The 13,967-nt window shown below is 58.8% G+C and carries 24 protein-coding genes and 1 other RNA gene; all 25 read right to left on the bottom strand.

Annotation, left to right across the window (positions count from 1 at the left end; genetic code table 11):
- Nucleotide 1: 1 nt before the first annotated feature.
- The 25 genes from FBY02_RS04160 to FBY02_RS04045 all read right to left on the bottom strand — a co-directional run bounded on the left by FBY02_RS04160 (nucleotide 2) and on the right by FBY02_RS04045 (nucleotide 13,936).
- Nucleotides 2-1,231 (bottom strand): PBECR2 nuclease fold domain-containing protein, encoded by a 1,230-nt coding sequence (locus FBY02_RS04160; RefSeq protein ID WP_144923768.1) that lies wholly within the window; start codon nucleotides 1,229-1,231, stop codon nucleotides 2-4.
- Complete coding sequence (locus FBY02_RS04155; RefSeq protein ID WP_144923765.1) at nucleotides 1,231-2,790, bottom strand: DUF935 domain-containing protein; 1,560 nt, start codon at nucleotides 2,788-2,790, stop codon at nucleotides 1,231-1,233. The genes FBY02_RS04160 and FBY02_RS04155 overlap by 1 nt, the downstream gene beginning before the upstream one ends.
- On the bottom strand, nucleotides 2,790-4,349 hold the full coding sequence (locus FBY02_RS04150; protein WP_144923763.1) for a hypothetical protein: 1,560 nt from the start codon (nucleotides 4,347-4,349) through the stop codon (nucleotides 2,790-2,792). The genes FBY02_RS04155 and FBY02_RS04150 overlap by 1 nt, the downstream gene beginning before the upstream one ends.
- Complete coding sequence (locus FBY02_RS28045) at nucleotides 4,346-4,495, bottom strand: hypothetical protein (protein ID WP_178115349.1); 150 nt, start codon at nucleotides 4,493-4,495, stop codon at nucleotides 4,346-4,348. Before FBY02_RS28045 ends, FBY02_RS04150 begins: the two co-directional genes overlap by 4 nt.
- The gene (locus tag FBY02_RS04145; protein WP_144923760.1) at nucleotides 4,492-5,004 is read right to left on the bottom strand and encodes a DUF3486 family protein; all 513 of its coding nucleotides are present in this window, start codon (nucleotides 5,002-5,004) and stop codon (nucleotides 4,492-4,494) included. The genes FBY02_RS28045 and FBY02_RS04145 overlap by 4 nt, the downstream gene beginning before the upstream one ends.
- A gap of 3 nt (nucleotides 5,005-5,007) precedes the next feature.
- Nucleotides 5,008-5,316, bottom strand: coding sequence for a hypothetical protein (locus FBY02_RS04140; RefSeq protein ID WP_055134826.1), 309 nt, complete (start codon nucleotides 5,314-5,316; stop codon nucleotides 5,008-5,010).
- The gene (locus FBY02_RS04135; RefSeq protein ID WP_256662468.1) at nucleotides 5,313-5,648 is read right to left on the bottom strand and encodes a hypothetical protein; all 336 of its coding nucleotides are present in this window, start codon (nucleotides 5,646-5,648) and stop codon (nucleotides 5,313-5,315) included. Before FBY02_RS04135 ends, FBY02_RS04140 begins: the two co-directional genes overlap by 4 nt.
- A complete protein-coding gene (locus FBY02_RS04130; protein WP_144923756.1) occupies nucleotides 5,645-5,860 on the bottom strand; it encodes a TraR/DksA family transcriptional regulator in 216 nt (71 codons plus the stop codon). The genes FBY02_RS04135 and FBY02_RS04130 overlap by 4 nt, the downstream gene beginning before the upstream one ends.
- Complete coding sequence (locus tag FBY02_RS04125; protein ID WP_144923753.1) at nucleotides 5,847-6,488, bottom strand: DNA-packaging protein; 642 nt, start codon at nucleotides 6,486-6,488, stop codon at nucleotides 5,847-5,849. Before FBY02_RS04125 ends, FBY02_RS04130 begins: the two co-directional genes overlap by 14 nt.
- Entirely contained in the window at nucleotides 6,485-7,099 is a 615-nt protein-coding gene (locus FBY02_RS04120; protein ID WP_055134823.1) for a transglycosylase SLT domain-containing protein, read from the bottom strand. Before FBY02_RS04120 ends, FBY02_RS04125 begins: the two co-directional genes overlap by 4 nt.
- Nucleotides 7,100-7,101: 2 nt before the next feature.
- The gene (locus FBY02_RS04115) at nucleotides 7,102-7,353 is read right to left on the bottom strand and encodes a putative holin (protein WP_055134822.1); all 252 of its coding nucleotides are present in this window, start codon (nucleotides 7,351-7,353) and stop codon (nucleotides 7,102-7,104) included.
- Nucleotides 7,354-7,391: 38 nt separating this feature from the next.
- Nucleotides 7,392-7,718, bottom strand: coding sequence for a hypothetical protein (locus FBY02_RS04110; protein WP_144923750.1), 327 nt, complete (start codon nucleotides 7,716-7,718; stop codon nucleotides 7,392-7,394).
- 99 nt (nucleotides 7,719-7,817) lie between these two features.
- On the bottom strand, nucleotides 7,818-8,342 hold the full coding sequence (locus FBY02_RS04105; protein ID WP_144923747.1) for a hypothetical protein: 525 nt from the start codon (nucleotides 8,340-8,342) through the stop codon (nucleotides 7,818-7,820).
- Nucleotides 8,339-8,776, bottom strand: a complete 438-nt coding sequence (locus FBY02_RS04100; protein ID WP_144923744.1) for a Mor transcription activator family protein — start codon at nucleotides 8,774-8,776, stop codon at nucleotides 8,339-8,341. The genes FBY02_RS04105 and FBY02_RS04100 overlap by 4 nt, the downstream gene beginning before the upstream one ends.
- Entirely contained in the window at nucleotides 8,773-9,183 is a 411-nt protein-coding gene (locus tag FBY02_RS04095) for a gp16 family protein (RefSeq protein ID WP_144923741.1), read from the bottom strand. Before FBY02_RS04095 ends, FBY02_RS04100 begins: the two co-directional genes overlap by 4 nt.
- A 51-nt stretch (nucleotides 9,184-9,234) precedes the next feature.
- On the bottom strand, nucleotides 9,235-9,645 hold the full coding sequence (locus tag FBY02_RS04090; RefSeq protein WP_144923738.1) for a hypothetical protein: 411 nt from the start codon (nucleotides 9,643-9,645) through the stop codon (nucleotides 9,235-9,237).
- A 6-nt stretch (nucleotides 9,646-9,651) separates the two neighbouring features.
- An RNA gene (locus tag FBY02_RS04085) (hammerhead ribozyme type II) lies at nucleotides 9,652-9,722 on the bottom strand.
- Nucleotides 9,722-9,958, bottom strand: coding sequence for a hypothetical protein (locus FBY02_RS04080; RefSeq protein ID WP_144923734.1), 237 nt, complete (start codon nucleotides 9,956-9,958; stop codon nucleotides 9,722-9,724). Before FBY02_RS04080 ends, FBY02_RS04085 begins: the two co-directional genes overlap by 1 nt.
- Before the next feature lie 52 nt (nucleotides 9,959-10,010).
- Complete coding sequence (locus FBY02_RS04075) at nucleotides 10,011-10,655, bottom strand: DUF3164 family protein (RefSeq protein ID WP_144923731.1); 645 nt, start codon at nucleotides 10,653-10,655, stop codon at nucleotides 10,011-10,013.
- Nucleotides 10,652-11,128: a hypothetical protein gene (locus FBY02_RS04070; protein WP_144923728.1), complete on the bottom strand. Its 477-nt coding sequence runs from the start codon at nucleotides 11,126-11,128 to the stop codon at nucleotides 10,652-10,654. The genes FBY02_RS04075 and FBY02_RS04070 overlap by 4 nt, the downstream gene beginning before the upstream one ends.
- On the bottom strand, nucleotides 11,121-11,615 hold the full coding sequence (locus FBY02_RS04065; protein ID WP_055134814.1) for a hypothetical protein: 495 nt from the start codon (nucleotides 11,613-11,615) through the stop codon (nucleotides 11,121-11,123). The genes FBY02_RS04070 and FBY02_RS04065 overlap by 8 nt, the downstream gene beginning before the upstream one ends.
- A complete protein-coding gene (locus tag FBY02_RS04060; protein WP_144923725.1) occupies nucleotides 11,615-12,079 on the bottom strand; it encodes a hypothetical protein in 465 nt (154 codons plus the stop codon). The genes FBY02_RS04065 and FBY02_RS04060 overlap by 1 nt, the downstream gene beginning before the upstream one ends.
- Nucleotides 12,063-12,437, bottom strand: coding sequence for a hypothetical protein (locus tag FBY02_RS04055; protein ID WP_144923722.1), 375 nt, complete (start codon nucleotides 12,435-12,437; stop codon nucleotides 12,063-12,065). The genes FBY02_RS04060 and FBY02_RS04055 overlap by 17 nt, the downstream gene beginning before the upstream one ends.
- Nucleotides 12,434-13,213 (bottom strand): hypothetical protein, encoded by a 780-nt coding sequence (locus FBY02_RS04050; RefSeq protein WP_055134811.1) that lies wholly within the window; start codon nucleotides 13,211-13,213, stop codon nucleotides 12,434-12,436. The genes FBY02_RS04055 and FBY02_RS04050 overlap by 4 nt, the downstream gene beginning before the upstream one ends.
- The gene (locus FBY02_RS04045) at nucleotides 13,214-13,936 is read right to left on the bottom strand and encodes an AAA family ATPase (RefSeq protein WP_144923719.1); all 723 of its coding nucleotides are present in this window, start codon (nucleotides 13,934-13,936) and stop codon (nucleotides 13,214-13,216) included.
- Nucleotides 13,937-13,967 lie beyond the last annotated feature (31 nt).

The raw sequence follows: 13,967 nt of genomic DNA, 5'->3' as shown, positions 1-13,967 counted from the left end.
TCTACTTAGACCGGCGATAAAGACGGACGCCTACCCGTACACTGGCCAGCAGATCGTCCGCGCCCGTGCCTTCGTGGAACGTCGACGTCCAACCATCACTTCCCGCCTCAAATACGACAGCCTCTGGCTCGGCCTGTTCTGCCACGGCGAAGTGCGCGATATAGCGCTTGCGCAAGACTGCACGCTTCTGGTCCTCCAGCCAGTCGAGGCGGGCCCATATCTCGTCAGGTTCACGGATGGCGCGAGCCAACAGCAGCAGATCACCAGGTGGAAGGCGCAATTGGCCTTTAGCCCCCTCGAACAACTCGCGACCGATCACCAGCGGATCTCCCGCCAGATCACGGAACACCGCCGGAGCGTCGGCTTTGGCACCAAACGTCTTCAGGAAGCGCTCCACTTGCGCGGCTGGCTTGAGGCCTTGCGGCATGCGCTCGACCTCAGCAGCAGGCCTGGCGTCTGGCAGCGGGCGCACCGGAGTGCGGCTAGGCACGCCCGGCGCTGGTTCGACCTTTTGGCCTGGCTCCCGGATCTGAGGCACTGCACCGCTCAGCCTGGATTGACCAGGTGCATAGTCGAAGCCTGGATCGATGCCCACCGGCACCCTGACTGAGCGAGGGCCAAGCGGGCTGTTCATGCCCACCACCTTCTCCTCGTACTCAATGGCGGGGGCTGGGCCGACCTTCAGGCCCTGCCGTTCCACGTCGCGTTGGCTGACCATGAACTTCTTGCACTTGCAGCCCCAGCCGTTCTGCGGGCTGTGAGTGGACCACCACGGATCGTCCAGGGGCAACACGGTGCCATTCCAGGACAAGTGCATTGGTCGTGGATGGGCGCTGTCTCCGTGGCGATACAGCCCGTATGGCCTGGCCTTCCTTAACTCAGGGTCAGCCATCTGCGCCTCGCGGCCTGCGTTGTAGCTCTGGCGCAGGTTGGTCTCGTAAATTACGCGGGTACGCCAGCCACGGCCACCGTTGTACTGCCAGCCGTGCTTGGCGACGACCTGGTCAAAGTCCTTGCGGAACTGTTCCAGGGTGCCACCACCGGCTATGGCTTTTTCAACCGAGCCCCGCAGGTCTGTCAGCAAGTCCCGCTTGGATGCACCGGCCACGACAAAGGCCCAGTCGTGCTCTTCTTTATATACGTCCGCCCAAGCCCGTGTCGGCAGGCTGGTCTTGCCACGAAAGAAGTCGATCTGTTCCTGGAACGGGAGAGAGCCGTGGGAGACCGCCATTACAGCCCCCTCAGCACGTCATAGCGCCCGGCGAGGTTGGCCGCGACCAACCCGTCCGCCATGGCGTCGGCCAGGTCGGCACTGTTCATGGCTGGGTAGGCCTCGATCAATCGGTCCCGGAAATCCTCCAGGCTATCCGAGGCGTCCAGTAGCTGCTTGATTGCGTCGACCATGTCATCCATTCCGGCCGCTGCCTGACGTTCCAATGCTTGCACCTGGTTATCCACGATGTCCCGCGTGGACGGAGAGCCCGCAGCCGACTGCTCGCGGTTGGCTGCGGTGGCCAGCGCGGACGGCTGAGCGGCTTGAGCGGTGACGCCAAGGATCTCCGCGCCCTCGGCCGGGGCCGGAAGGTTCAGCCTGTCCCTGATCACCGATTGCTCGACGCGCAGGCCCAGCGGCACCAGATCCTTGAGCGCACTGACCAGGAGCTGGACGTTTTCCGGCTCCGGAACGTCGACGATCAAGCGCGGGTATGGCCGACCAGGTGCATAGTTGAGGTCGCAGTATGGGCGCACCAGGTGCCGGTTGAGCGTGTTGCTCAGGGCCTTTGCATCAGCGGTGAGCAAGTCCAGGCGCACCTCGTTGTGGACCTTGGCTTGTGCCAAACTTGCGCCGTCGTCGGCACTCATCGTCTGGCCGACCACCGCCTTGCTGACTTGCTTGTCCCACCACTCAGCCAATCCCTTGAAGAACTCGCCAGCCCCGGCGACGTTGGCTGCTGCCTGGAAGTCGATGCGCATGGAATCGGGGATCACGGCCGCAGCATCGCTGCCCAGGTTCGCCACGGCCGACAACAGCACGCCGATATCGTCGGCACTGGCACCAGGGCCGTAGCGACCGACGCGCATGGGAATGCCGTAGATGTCCGCAAAGCCCATCCAGTCCTTCCACGTCCAGGCCTTGCACATATAGGCAACGGTCGCCAGCCTGGCCAGGCCGCCACGGATGGGCAAACCTGAGCGGATGCGAGGCAGGTGCGTGATGAACTTGTACGGCGCGAGGGCGAGTCCGTACATAGGATCCGCCTCATCGAGCAGGCGCAGCTCACGCCCGGTGGCCTGGTCGAACTGGAAAAAGCGCTGGTCGCGTTGCTCATAGCGCTCCGGCATCCATTCCTTTCCGCTGCGATCCCAAATGATCTCCGATACGGCATAGCCCTTACCCAAGGCGTCGACCAGGTCCGCTTGCAGCTCCCCGAACTCCGGCTGGGTCACCAGCGCCGTGAGGGCTTCGGCCCGGCGCACATCTTCAGCGTCATCGCTGGCCGCTTCGATACGGACATTCAAGCCAGCGACTGCCAGCTTGCGGGTGCCCAGCACCGACGCATAGTGCAGATCCCGCTCTTCCATCTCTTCGGCAAGGGTCAGATAGTCATGAGCCTGGCCTTCGACAGCGCCCTGCAGGATGGAAGCAAGCCTTTCTGGAGTCAGTCCGCTGGCTACTGACGAATGCCAAACCTGCCGCACGCCGGTCAGCCTTGGGGCGGCCAGCTCTTGAGTAAGCTGGCCGAAGTCGATTGGTCGGCCGTGTTGATCCACGATGCGCGATTGAGCCATTACCAGATGCCTTTTCTGTTGCGCCAGTTACCACCCGATCCGACCTTATGGCCTGATTGGGCGCCGGGCTGGACGCGGTGATATTCGAATATTTCGGTTTCTTGGCGAGATGCGTAGTCGGCCAGGACGGCCGCTATACCGGCGTCACCGTGACGTTTATCGCCGCTTTTAGAGCCGTCGCCCTTTTCGGTGGTGCGCTTCTCCGGGATGCGGGCAACGCCTTTCACGATCCGGAAAGCCCGGATATCGCCGGTCACATCGCGGTCGGCCGGGATCTCGTCGAAAGTGCCGTCCTCAAGTGCTGCCTTGAATGGCGGCATGTTGTCGCGATACCAGCCCTCACTGAGCATGACCCGCTCAATGCGGTTGAATCCGTACCGCACGGCCGCGCTCTCAGCGAGCTGCGATCCGTTGCCCCTGGCATCCGGGGCGCCCTTGAGGAAGTTGGGCAGGCGGTCGACGATGTAGAACAGGATCTGCTCTTGCTGCTTGAACGGCACGTTTCGCAGTTCGACCAGGAAGGGCGTGCGCTTGCGTAGGTTCTGCTCTTTGACCAGCGGCCAGATCACCGAAAGATCGCCACTACGGGCGAAGTCGTGCCCGTAGTAGCTGTAAACGTCGGTCGGGATGTGGGAAAGGAGCGGCAGCAATTCGCGCTCGCACCACTCCAGCGACTCGGCCATGCGCAGATGCTCAGCGATAGTTTCATATCCTGGAGGGTATTTGAGCCGGACCACCGGCACATCCTTACTGGTCCGCTCCTCGATGAGCGCCATGCTCAGGTATGCGCCGCCACCCTGACTGGGGACGCAGTCCAGTTCTTCTTCGGCCGCATCGCCGTAGAAGTCATAAACATCCTGCATCCAAGCTTTCTCTTCCTCCGGGTCGTATGGGATGCCCTTGCGCAGACAGACGCGCTTGTAAAGCCCGTCCGCCACGGCCTCGCGGAAGGTGCAACGGAACAGCTCGCCCTTGCGTTTGCCTGCCCGGATCTCTTCGATCAGGTCATTGAACGGGTTTTCTGCGCCGTCGTGGGTACTGATCACATGCACTTCACCGCCCCAGATCAGCAGAGCGAGCGCCGCCTTGAGCAGTTGGGCCAGATCCGCGTGGAATCCGGCCTCATCAATGACCACCACGCCCTGTCGACCCCGCAGGTTACTCGGGCGGCTGGTCAGGGCCACGATCCGGTGCCCTGATGGGAAGGCGATGGCGTAGGTCTTAATGTGCTTGTCAGGATCGCTGTCCGGCCAAATGCCTTCCTCGATCTCCCCGGCAGCATAGTTGAAGGCCCGCGCCCAAAGGGCGCAAGCCTGGATGTACTCGACCGTCATGTCCTGGTTGTATCCCAGGTAATAGACGTTCTGGCCGCCCGCGGGCTTTTCGGATGCGCACACAAGGACGTTATCCGCAGCCTCAGCCCAGGTCAGGCCGATACGGCGGGATTTCTCACCGACCTTGAGCGGCGCCCTGATACCGATCCAGTTCTTTTGGTAGTCCAGGAGTACGGCCGGAGCGTCCAGGCCTGCGGTGTTGTCCAGGACAACAGGAATGCTCATGCTTTTTTCCTGCGGCCGAGATACCACGCCATCGTAAGGAAAATCGCCACATTAAGGTCGAGGGACAGGAGCTGATTAGCGTTGCTCTCGTTGGCTCCAAGCGCTGTCAGGCCTGCGCAAACTGCAAAGGAAAGGAAATAATTCATGAGGCCATCCCTAGAATCTCGCGGCGGATCTCGTCGACCGTCGCGGCGTTGAGCCCACCTTTCTTGGCGATTTTTTCCACCCGAGCGGCGGCCGCTTCTGCCTTCTCGCTGAATTCGGCCTGCCATTTTTTCTGAACCACGGAAGCGCGGCCCAGCTCTGCAACGGCCTTGGCCACCTTGGGTAGATCGATCTGGTCACCGTCGGACATGAGCAGCTTGAATAGATGTTCCTGGACGAGCCGCATCAGGGCCTCGTTGACGGCACCTTCTTCATCGGGGGCGGCCTGAACCACGGCACGGGCCTGCTCGCTGGCCATCTTCAGGGCGGACAGCTTGTCCTCAAACTCGGTGCCATACCGGTGCAGCGCCGATTTGCCGATGGAATAACCACGGCTTTCCAGCTCGCCGGACAGCAGCTCGTAACCGGAAAAGTTGTTCTCGACCAATGACTGATCAAGCCAAGCCTTCACTTCGGCCGGGAGTGCGGCCACCTTGCTACGGGGCGGCATGGATCACGACCAGTATTTTTCAGGGCGAGCAATGCCCGGATTGCAGGGGATGGTGTACTCGGCGATGTCGACGCCGTAATGGGTCAGCCCGCAGATCCACACACCATTCGGCTGTTTCACCAGGGTGACCAGCGAGCGGTCAGCCAGGTAGTCCAGTTCGCGACGCAGCTCCAGCGCCGTGGAGTCTGGATAAATGCCTTGGATGGTAGAGAGCACCACGGCTTCGTGGGGGTCGACTGGGCGACTGGTGTTCAGGGTCAGCAGGATGTACCAGCGCAGCGATTCGCGGCGGGTTTTGGCTGGGTCAATCATTGGCGCGCTCCTTTGAGTTGGACGTTTTCAAGCTTGAGCGCTAAGGCATCAAGCTTGGCTTCGATCACGGTCTGGTTGCGCACGTAGTCTTCTCGGCGCACGTAGTTCAGGGGCATCTCGCCGCGCAGACGCTCCAGGCCGATCTCGACTTGACGCAACCGTTCCGAATCCTTGGCTACGGCGTTGAAACGGTCATCCATGACGGCAAAACGTTGGTCCAGGCGTCGTTCGGTCTGGGCAAGCAGCAACTTCACCAGCCCGGCGAACATGGCCAGCAAGGTGATGCCGGAGCCGAGCAGTTGCCAGGCTGGTATCTCGATAGTCGGCATCATCGGCGCATCCGCTCCTGGCGATCCTGGCATTCCACACACAGCTCAACACCGGGGATGATCTGCCGTCGTGCCTCTGGAATATCCCCACCGCAGTCCTCGCAGTGCTCCGCAGACGGCCGATCAGATATTTTCTTTTGTTGTGCCAAATGCGCCGCTATGACCGCAGCGCGGTGCTCGTCTTCGCGCTTAGAGGCAATGTCAATTACGTCCATGAGTATTCCAGTCGATCAGGTGATTGAGTTGTGCGCGGCAGGCGGCGGCGCGCTCACCGTTGCGGGTGTGGTTGAACAACAGGGCTGCTTGGGTAAGTCCGGAATCCAGGCTGTCAGTGGCTCCGGCTCCTCCGGTCGACGCAGCAGCTCCGCTGGAGCCGGTGCTGGCTTGCATTGTTGTGGCACTGGCAATTCCAAGGGCGCTGTTCCACACCCGGACAAAGCCATTGGTAAAGACAGCAGGAGGCAACGGCTCAAGCTGCGCATCGAGCGCACGCCGGTAGCTGGTTGTGACATTGGCGATTTCCTTGTTGAGTTTTTCAGTGGTACGGCGCAGCACGTCCTTCTGGTCGGCCAGTTCTTTGGCCAAGCTGTTGCCTCGGTTGGTCTCCGCCAAGAGCCGATCCGATGCCGCTTCAGCCGCTTGCTTCGCCGCCAGGGCCTGACGTGCCACCTCGTCGGCGTGCATCGCCTTGAGGTCGCTGAGCGCCGCATTGCCTTCGGCCTGGGCTTTACCAAACCCGTCGCTGTAGCCATCCTGGTAGTTCATATGTGCCGTCCACTGGAACAAACCCGCGACGGCGGCTATCAGGGCCAGCGGAACAAGCGTCCTCACAAACGGATTCATGAACAACTCCCCTTGCCCCAACCGGCCTGGATGTAGATGGGCTCCCACTGACGCAGAATCAGCCGTGGGTATGCCCGGTTTTCCTTGAATGCCGCTGCTGAGCGCCCCGCGTTGAAGCGCTCAACCGAACCGAACCAAGTCAGCTTGTCGGCGCCCTTAGCCGAGGCCAGCTTGCGGTCACGGATCAGCCACCCGAGGCCGCCGTTGTAGGAAGAGAGGATCATGGCCGCCTGCTCGCAGGAGTCGGCGGCAGTAATCCGGCTGGCCAGCCAATGGTCGTAACTGACAAGTGCCTGCATCGACCAGGTGGGGTTATACGGCTCGTTCTTCCCCAAGACCTTGGGGAACGTTGCGGCCAGCCAGGCGGCGGTCGAGGGCATCACTTGGCCCAAGCCTTGCGCGCCGACAGGCGAGCGCGCATCGAACTTCCAGCGGCTTTCCTGGTGGATCTGGCCAGCAAACATAGCGACCGGTGCGTCCAGCCCCCACTCAGCCTGCGCGATACGGGTGAGGTCGCGCTGGTATCGCTCCGCCACGACGGGAATGTCAGCAAGCGCCATGATTGGCACCAGAGCCCCGATGACCAATCCGATCAGTAAGATTCGCCGCATGGTCAGAGCCCCAGTGTCAGACCGAGGATGCAGGCCATCACGACCAGGGCGCGGCGCAGGCCTGCCCAGGGTTGGTGGACTCGCATTACCTGGTTAGGGCGGGCATAGGGAAACAGTGCCCGGTCGATCCAGTAACCCAGCACACCGCCGCCCGTTACCAGACCGGCCTTGTACAGAACTACTGGGAGTTTGGTTGGCGCGATCAACGCCAGGACGATCAGCATCGCCAGGGTGATGACGATCCAGTTGGTCATGCGAGGCGCACGGGGGCGCCCACGTCCTTTTCGAAAGTTCATGCGCGAAACTCACTTGATGGTTTGATGGATGAACGCAACCCGGCCAGGTGCTGGGCGGCTACTTCGGGATTACCGCGAGAACGCTGGGGCTCGTGGTATGCGGCATACGCGATGGGTTTGGCTTTTGGTGTCGGTCGTAACTTCTCGCGCTGACGGACCGTCTCCGCATCGCGCTCTTCAGCGATGGAAACGTGCTTGAGTGCCAAGTCCAGCCAGTCCGATGGGCATGCCTGGATAGCGGCTTTGCGATCCTCCTGAGATGCAGTTGCATGAATCAGGGCGGCGTACGCACGGGGCGAAGTTGGCTTTGGCTGGGTAGACATGACGCGAATCCGTCTGCGAGAAGTACCCGGCTAGATTCGCGTTTGGGGAAGGGCTGGTGAGTTTCTTAAGCGCACAAGAAAAAGCCCGCTGTTGCGGGCTTAGTTGTTTCGTAGGTTCATGATGAATTTTATATCATCTTCAGAATTGCCTTCACGCCTGAGTTGGGCGGCGACCTCTTCATCAGTTAGAGACTCAGCGGAGTCCGTGCTCTCTGAATGAGTGGCGATCTGACGCTCGCATTCGCCGCCATCGGCAATCCAATTGCGATCTGCGTAATCGGTCTCAATTTTGGTTGGCGCTTTATTAGCGCATGCCCCGTTGATGTATCCAACGTCAGTGAGCATTTGACGACACGCGGAGTAATTGAGCCTGGCTTGAAACTTTGAGTGGTTGATTGGCTGCTCGCGTAGTCGAGCATCGACCATGCGCATGATATCTGACTGTTTCGCGTCATCGCGATCAAGACAAGATTTTTTCGTCTCAGGCCATAAAGCCCTAGCTAAGTTTTGGTTTGCCAGAGCTTCAATTCTTGCTTCGTCATCCGAAACCGCTTTCGCGGGAGCGGCTTGCAATTCGCCTAGAATGAGCAAGAGTCCCGCAAAAGCAACATACCGTTGAATCAATGGATCGTCCTTTCATCGAACCCAAATAAATCGGGCTCGTTGCGACGATGCAAGGCCCTTTGACGGGCGATGATGTCATAAATTGTCGGAGAGGCAAGCCGATACTTCCTGACCAGCTCCGACGGCTGGATGTTGTTGTCACGCCAGTCACGAAATATCGAGGCATCCCGCATGGCTTTCTTCAGCGCCTCACCGCGAGGCAAATAAACCACGCTCCCCCCCATCACGTCGCAAATCGCAAACACCACGAAGCGGGCGATTTCAGGGACATCAGGTCGCTCCCCTAACTTGGCGCGCAACTCAGCTTCGGCGATCTCAACCATTTCCTTAAGCGTGCCTTCCCAACGCAAGAGGACTGCGGGGTCCTCCATGTGTGCCAAGACTTTATTCGGGTCCAGGCTGTCCGAATCATCGGGGAACAGAGATTCGGTCATGATGCTTGAACCCCTCGGCGCTTGGCGTCGTACCCAAGAGCGGCAACTACACCCTGGAGTTGCTTTGGGTTCAGCCATTCTGTGCGCTCAACTTTGTACATCCGCTTGGCCATGCCATCGGCATAGGCCCAAGTGCGGCCAGCGGTAGTCAACAAAGCACTGATCTTGCTTATCAACTTCTCACGTTCCGGGCTCGCCTTTGGTGCAGCTCGGCCGGTGTTCTTCTTGGGCTTCCAGCCCAGCCGCTCAAACTCGCTGAGCACTGCGGCCATTTGTGCGGGCTTCAACCCCTTGGACGATTGTGCGCCTGTGACGCGCATAAGTAGTGCGCGGTAGGTGTCGTCATCAATCCCCAAGTCTTTTTTGGCGATATGGATCTTCGATAACTGCATGTTTCGTGTATTCATAGAGTTCATCCTCCCTGCTTAATATTGACGCCTATCCTGACCAGGAGGCGATTAGTGCAGGCGCGTGATTTCCTTGTTATTGGCGACCAGATGTTTTTTCAGAGAGGTAAAGCTCTTCCACGACCAGTCATACGTGTAGAACTTGATTGCTGCCAGCCGTGTTGCCTCCCGCTTTCCGCGCATTTTTCGGTAGAACTCAATGTCCTTTTTCGTATGGGGAGAACGAGTCACCTTGCGATAAAAACGGCGAGTTTCCTCATGCTCAGGCTCAGCGGTTCTGTTATCGCAGTTCAACCAGATACCTTTGATGTACCCGTTAACGTAGACCGTTGTACCCCAGCTCTTTTTTCCTGGCTCTGTGATCTGGACAATGTCGACTTCGAAGTCATCACACTTCAGCTTCATGGATCCGTATGGGCTATCCATCTGCTCTTTCAGCTCATCCCAGTCTGCCTGTTCCATTGTTATCCTCGGCTGCTCGTCAGTACCGGGCAACCACGCCCGGCAGACCGCCCCGGTTTCCCGAGACGGTTTCGCTTTAATGGAGGGTTGGTTTGAGAATCATCTTCTCGCGCATTGCCATGCAGATATCGCAGTCGCAGCCGCCAAGGTGACGCTCAGAGGTTTCAAGCGGTAGCCGGGCAATCAGCCTGGCTGACTGGACCATCGCAGTTGCGACGCGGCCAGCTTTGCTGCTGTGGATCTTTGCTTGGTTATCAACGGAGATGGAAACGCCATCGGTGCTGTCTTCTACAACGATTTGGAACTTGCTCATTCGCACTACTCGCTCGGTTCGGATGTTGGCTGGCAGATTTATTAGGGAAAGATCAGTGCAGGGTTGATGGCGTGCTATCCGCCACGAAGATGCTGGCGATATCCAACGGGATCGGCGCGTACTGATCCGATTCCCCGATACGCTCATAAACCCTGATATAGCTCTTCGAGCCCACCACCTGGACGGCCTCACCGATGGCAGTCATTGCCCGCTTCCAACGGGCATCCAGGATCTCCAGGCGACGCAGCGCGAGCACGCGACCGGTGCTGATCTCACCGGCCTTATCAGCACGAAAGGCCTCGTTAACCAGAACGCGCACCTCGCTACGTGCATCCTGAGTCCACTCTGCCGCACACTCGTCGATAAGCGCGCGAGCCGCTTTAAGACGCTCATCGAACTTGATGGAGTCCTGGACGGCATGGACAATTTTGTATTGCCCATCAAACGAGAACAGGGTGACGTTCCCTTTTTTGCCACCGATAGTCGCCTTGTACTGCTCCGCCGACATCTCTACGAATGCCTTGATGTCACCGAATGCGGCGACCTTGAACTTTGCCAGCGCGGTGGAGACTGCCTTCGCGCCCGCAACAAGTTCGCTTACCAACTGATCACGGGCCAAGTCGATTGGCTTGATCAGCACTTCCGGAACCAGGTGGCCCTTTGCGTCCTTCCGAAAACCTTCTGGGATGTTGTTCATTGCTGTTGTTCCATGTCTGTTGGTTTAGAGGCCCTGTCTTGCAGCTCCGCAAACGCTGCCATGGCCTGTTTTTTTGACTCTTCGATCTCGTTGTCCGACTTGAGGGCCGCATCTGGATTAGCCCGGCGCTTCATCCTCGCCATGAGCTGATCCAATGCTTCATTCCCCGTCCGGATCTGTTCTTCTGTCCGCTTCTGTTTGATGTAACGCTGTTCAACTGGCTGAGTCGGCAGCTCTCGCAGCAACAGGGCTGGAGGTGGCCAACGCTCACAATTGGCAAACAACGTTTCGAACGCTTTGGCGATGCGTGAGGCGTCCTGTTCTTCGTTCCACTCTCGCCCTTTGGTCATAGCCACAAGCCAGATGTCCGCTGTTTTGGTGGCGGCATCTGCCGCTGGAGCGCCATCGAGCCGTAGAGCGAGCAAGCCAGTTACACCCTTCGCGATTTCGCGCTTGAGCCAACCGTTACCCATTCGCCCAGTTCTCCAGTGCGTTGATCGCTGCTGCGGTCTGGCTTTGCGGACGCTGGCGCGCCGGTAAGGTGTGGCTCTCTGGGGCCAAAACCATCGCTCCACCAACCGCAGCGGGCTGATACTGGGTCATGACCTGGTACAGCCAGCCATGCCCCTTGAGCGGCGTTGTAAGCCTGCCGGACTCACGGGCTATCAATGCTTGATCGATAGCCCACAACCAACACTCCGGCGGAGCTTCGAACACCTGGCCGCTGCGCTCGATGCGCTGTGCCTGGACATCTGGCAACAGCTCTCCGAGCAGCTTCGCAACTCGATCCAATGTCAGCTCGCGGGCCTCGGGACGGAACAACCCGAGATAACGCACCAGGGCATTACCGAGAGGGCCGGACATCTTGAATGCAATCCCCAGTGCATCGCGGGCGCCGTCATGTGCAATGAGCGCGTCGAGCGAAAGTGTGGTGCCACAGTTCGGGCAACGGGTGCGCATCAGTGCACCCCCTGATAACGAATGCGAAGTACACCGCCACAGGCCGAGGCCATGGGGGCCGGATGGGTCTTGAACCAGGCGATCTGCGCGTCCGACCATTCGCCTTCCGCTTCGCTTTCAGGCATGGACCGGTGATACGCCTCTACCTGATCGCGAAACTGGCCAGCTTCCGCCGCTGTAGGGAAGGCAGCAATTTGGAAAGCACCACCTTCGAACTGACCATCCAGCACCTCGACAAGCCATACACCAGCCTTGCGGGAACCAAACGTTAGACTCTCAGTCGTATCTGCCGCAGATACGTCCGGAATTTGAGGATCAACCGAAAAATTGGACTCCAGCTCGCTCGCCCGGATCTGCGCAAAACCGCGCGAAGCGGCGAAGCCAATCACTCGTCCTTCGCTGCATAAGCGAAACATACGGCCGCTCTCATGGATCTGAATCCCAGGCTTAGTGGACGGTTGCATAGCCATCGCCTCCGCAGTTCGGGTTGTTTGGACATTGCTGGCACGCACGCCAGTGCTGCATCGCCATTGGGTTGTGCGTAGGCGCAGAGCGTTTATAGAAGCCTTGGCATTGCTCAACGGTCAAAGTGTCGCCAACGGCTACACACTCGATCCGACCCAGCACTTCCATCACACGACGCTCAACGCCAGCGGTGCTTGGGCTGGTGTACTTGTTTACAAGAATCAGGCTGACCGCTGTGCGACTCATCCCGATTCGCTCACCAGCCTTGGCGCGATTGGTTGCCGCAGCCTCGGCAGCAAGTAGGCGCACGAAGAGCGGCGGTTCGTCACCCCACCCGGAAATTTTTACTTGGCTCATTGCAGACCTCCAGATTCGCCCGGTGTTGCCAGCTCTAGCTGAGTGCGCTGCACCAGATCAGGGGACGGCTTGACTGTCGTCTTGCCACCATCAGTAAGCTTCAACCATTCGCCAAGCAGATCGCGGGTACGCAACAGCGCAACACCTGGTTCCACCAAGCTGCGATCAGCATCTATTGAGCCTGTAGTTTTGGCGTATACCAGCTTGTTCAAGTTCGGGTCATAGACTTGAAGCGAATCGAGCTTACGAATCTCAGGTGGGCGAGGCCCCGTGTGTTTGCCCGGAACAAGTTGGTAAGTCTCAGGGGTGTTCCTGTCGCACTCGGTCTTATCGAGATATCCAGCTTCGGCCAAAGCGTGGAGGTATTGGCGAACCCTGATAATTGTCATAGGAACGCCACCGGCAGATGCTGTATGCAACACGGTGTCAGCAGTGAAGGCTCCCTTGAGAATTCGAATGCTGCGCCAGATATTTTCAGTGATCAGGTGGAGATAGGTGCGCTCACCCTTCCTATTTAGCCGAGGATATTCAACGCCTTCGTCGCGCACTAATGAGTACACACGACTCTCTTTCCCGTCTGGCGATTCAACAAGCTGAATGATTCCAGCCTTTGCCAACACACTGAAAAAGTCGTTGATCTCTCTTGGCATCTGACCACTACGCCTGGCGATATCATTGATCGAGAACGCTGGGCCGAGTATACGAATGGCTTCCCAAATACGCTGACGTGGCTCTTTTCCACCAGTTACGACAAGGTGTGGTTTACGACCGACCATTTAGATAGACCTCCGGACAGGGGCTTCGCCAGTAAACCACCCGCGCTTGCCCCACGTAGCCAGGTCGACCCGGTCCCACATGTTTGCAGAGGCTTCGCATTGCACTTTGTACAGGTTCACTGCAACTCGGCGCAGGCATCCGCGAACGGATTGGCACAGGTCCTGAAGCAGATCCTCGCCAATTTCAAGATCCGGATAATTCGACTTCGACAGCTCAATGACATCTTCGACCGATGCCCGCTGGGCCGGTACCCACTCCACTACTCGATTGTGGAGACGTTCGAGTTTTGCCAAAGAAGTTGGCACGCGCTCTTCACCGATTAGGACGATTGTTCCCTGGCTTGCGTTGTAGAGGTCGGTGAGAATGTTCGCGATTGCTTTGTCCAGCATGTACTGAACATCGTCAACGATCAGTGGCCGCCTGGACCGTGACAGTTGTTCCGCGATCTGCTCCATCATTTCGCCGATGGTGCGACCCGGTGCAACAGCCATGTCTTTAAGGACTGCCATCAAGAAGCCTTTCTTGGACCAGGTTTCTCGACACTCAACGTAGTAAGCACGGTGCTGATTTGCAGCAAAGGACGCCGCGACAGATTTACCCAAGCCACTCGGTCCATACATCACGACCAGACCAGGCAGGCCCGCCGGACGAGCTTGCGCACGCTTTACCGCTCCTGCGAGTAGGCCAACATTGGTAAGGGCTACGATTTTAGTTACACTCATTGTGCTTCTCCTTTCTCTAGCGTGCGTCAAC

The organism is Pseudomonas sp. SJZ078 (assembly GCF_007828255.1).
In the GTDB taxonomy this organism is placed as follows: Bacteria; Pseudomonadota; Gammaproteobacteria; order Pseudomonadales; family Pseudomonadaceae; genus Aquipseudomonas.
Note: the sequence above shows the minus strand (reverse complement) of the source record. Positions and strands in the feature narration are given on the sequence as shown.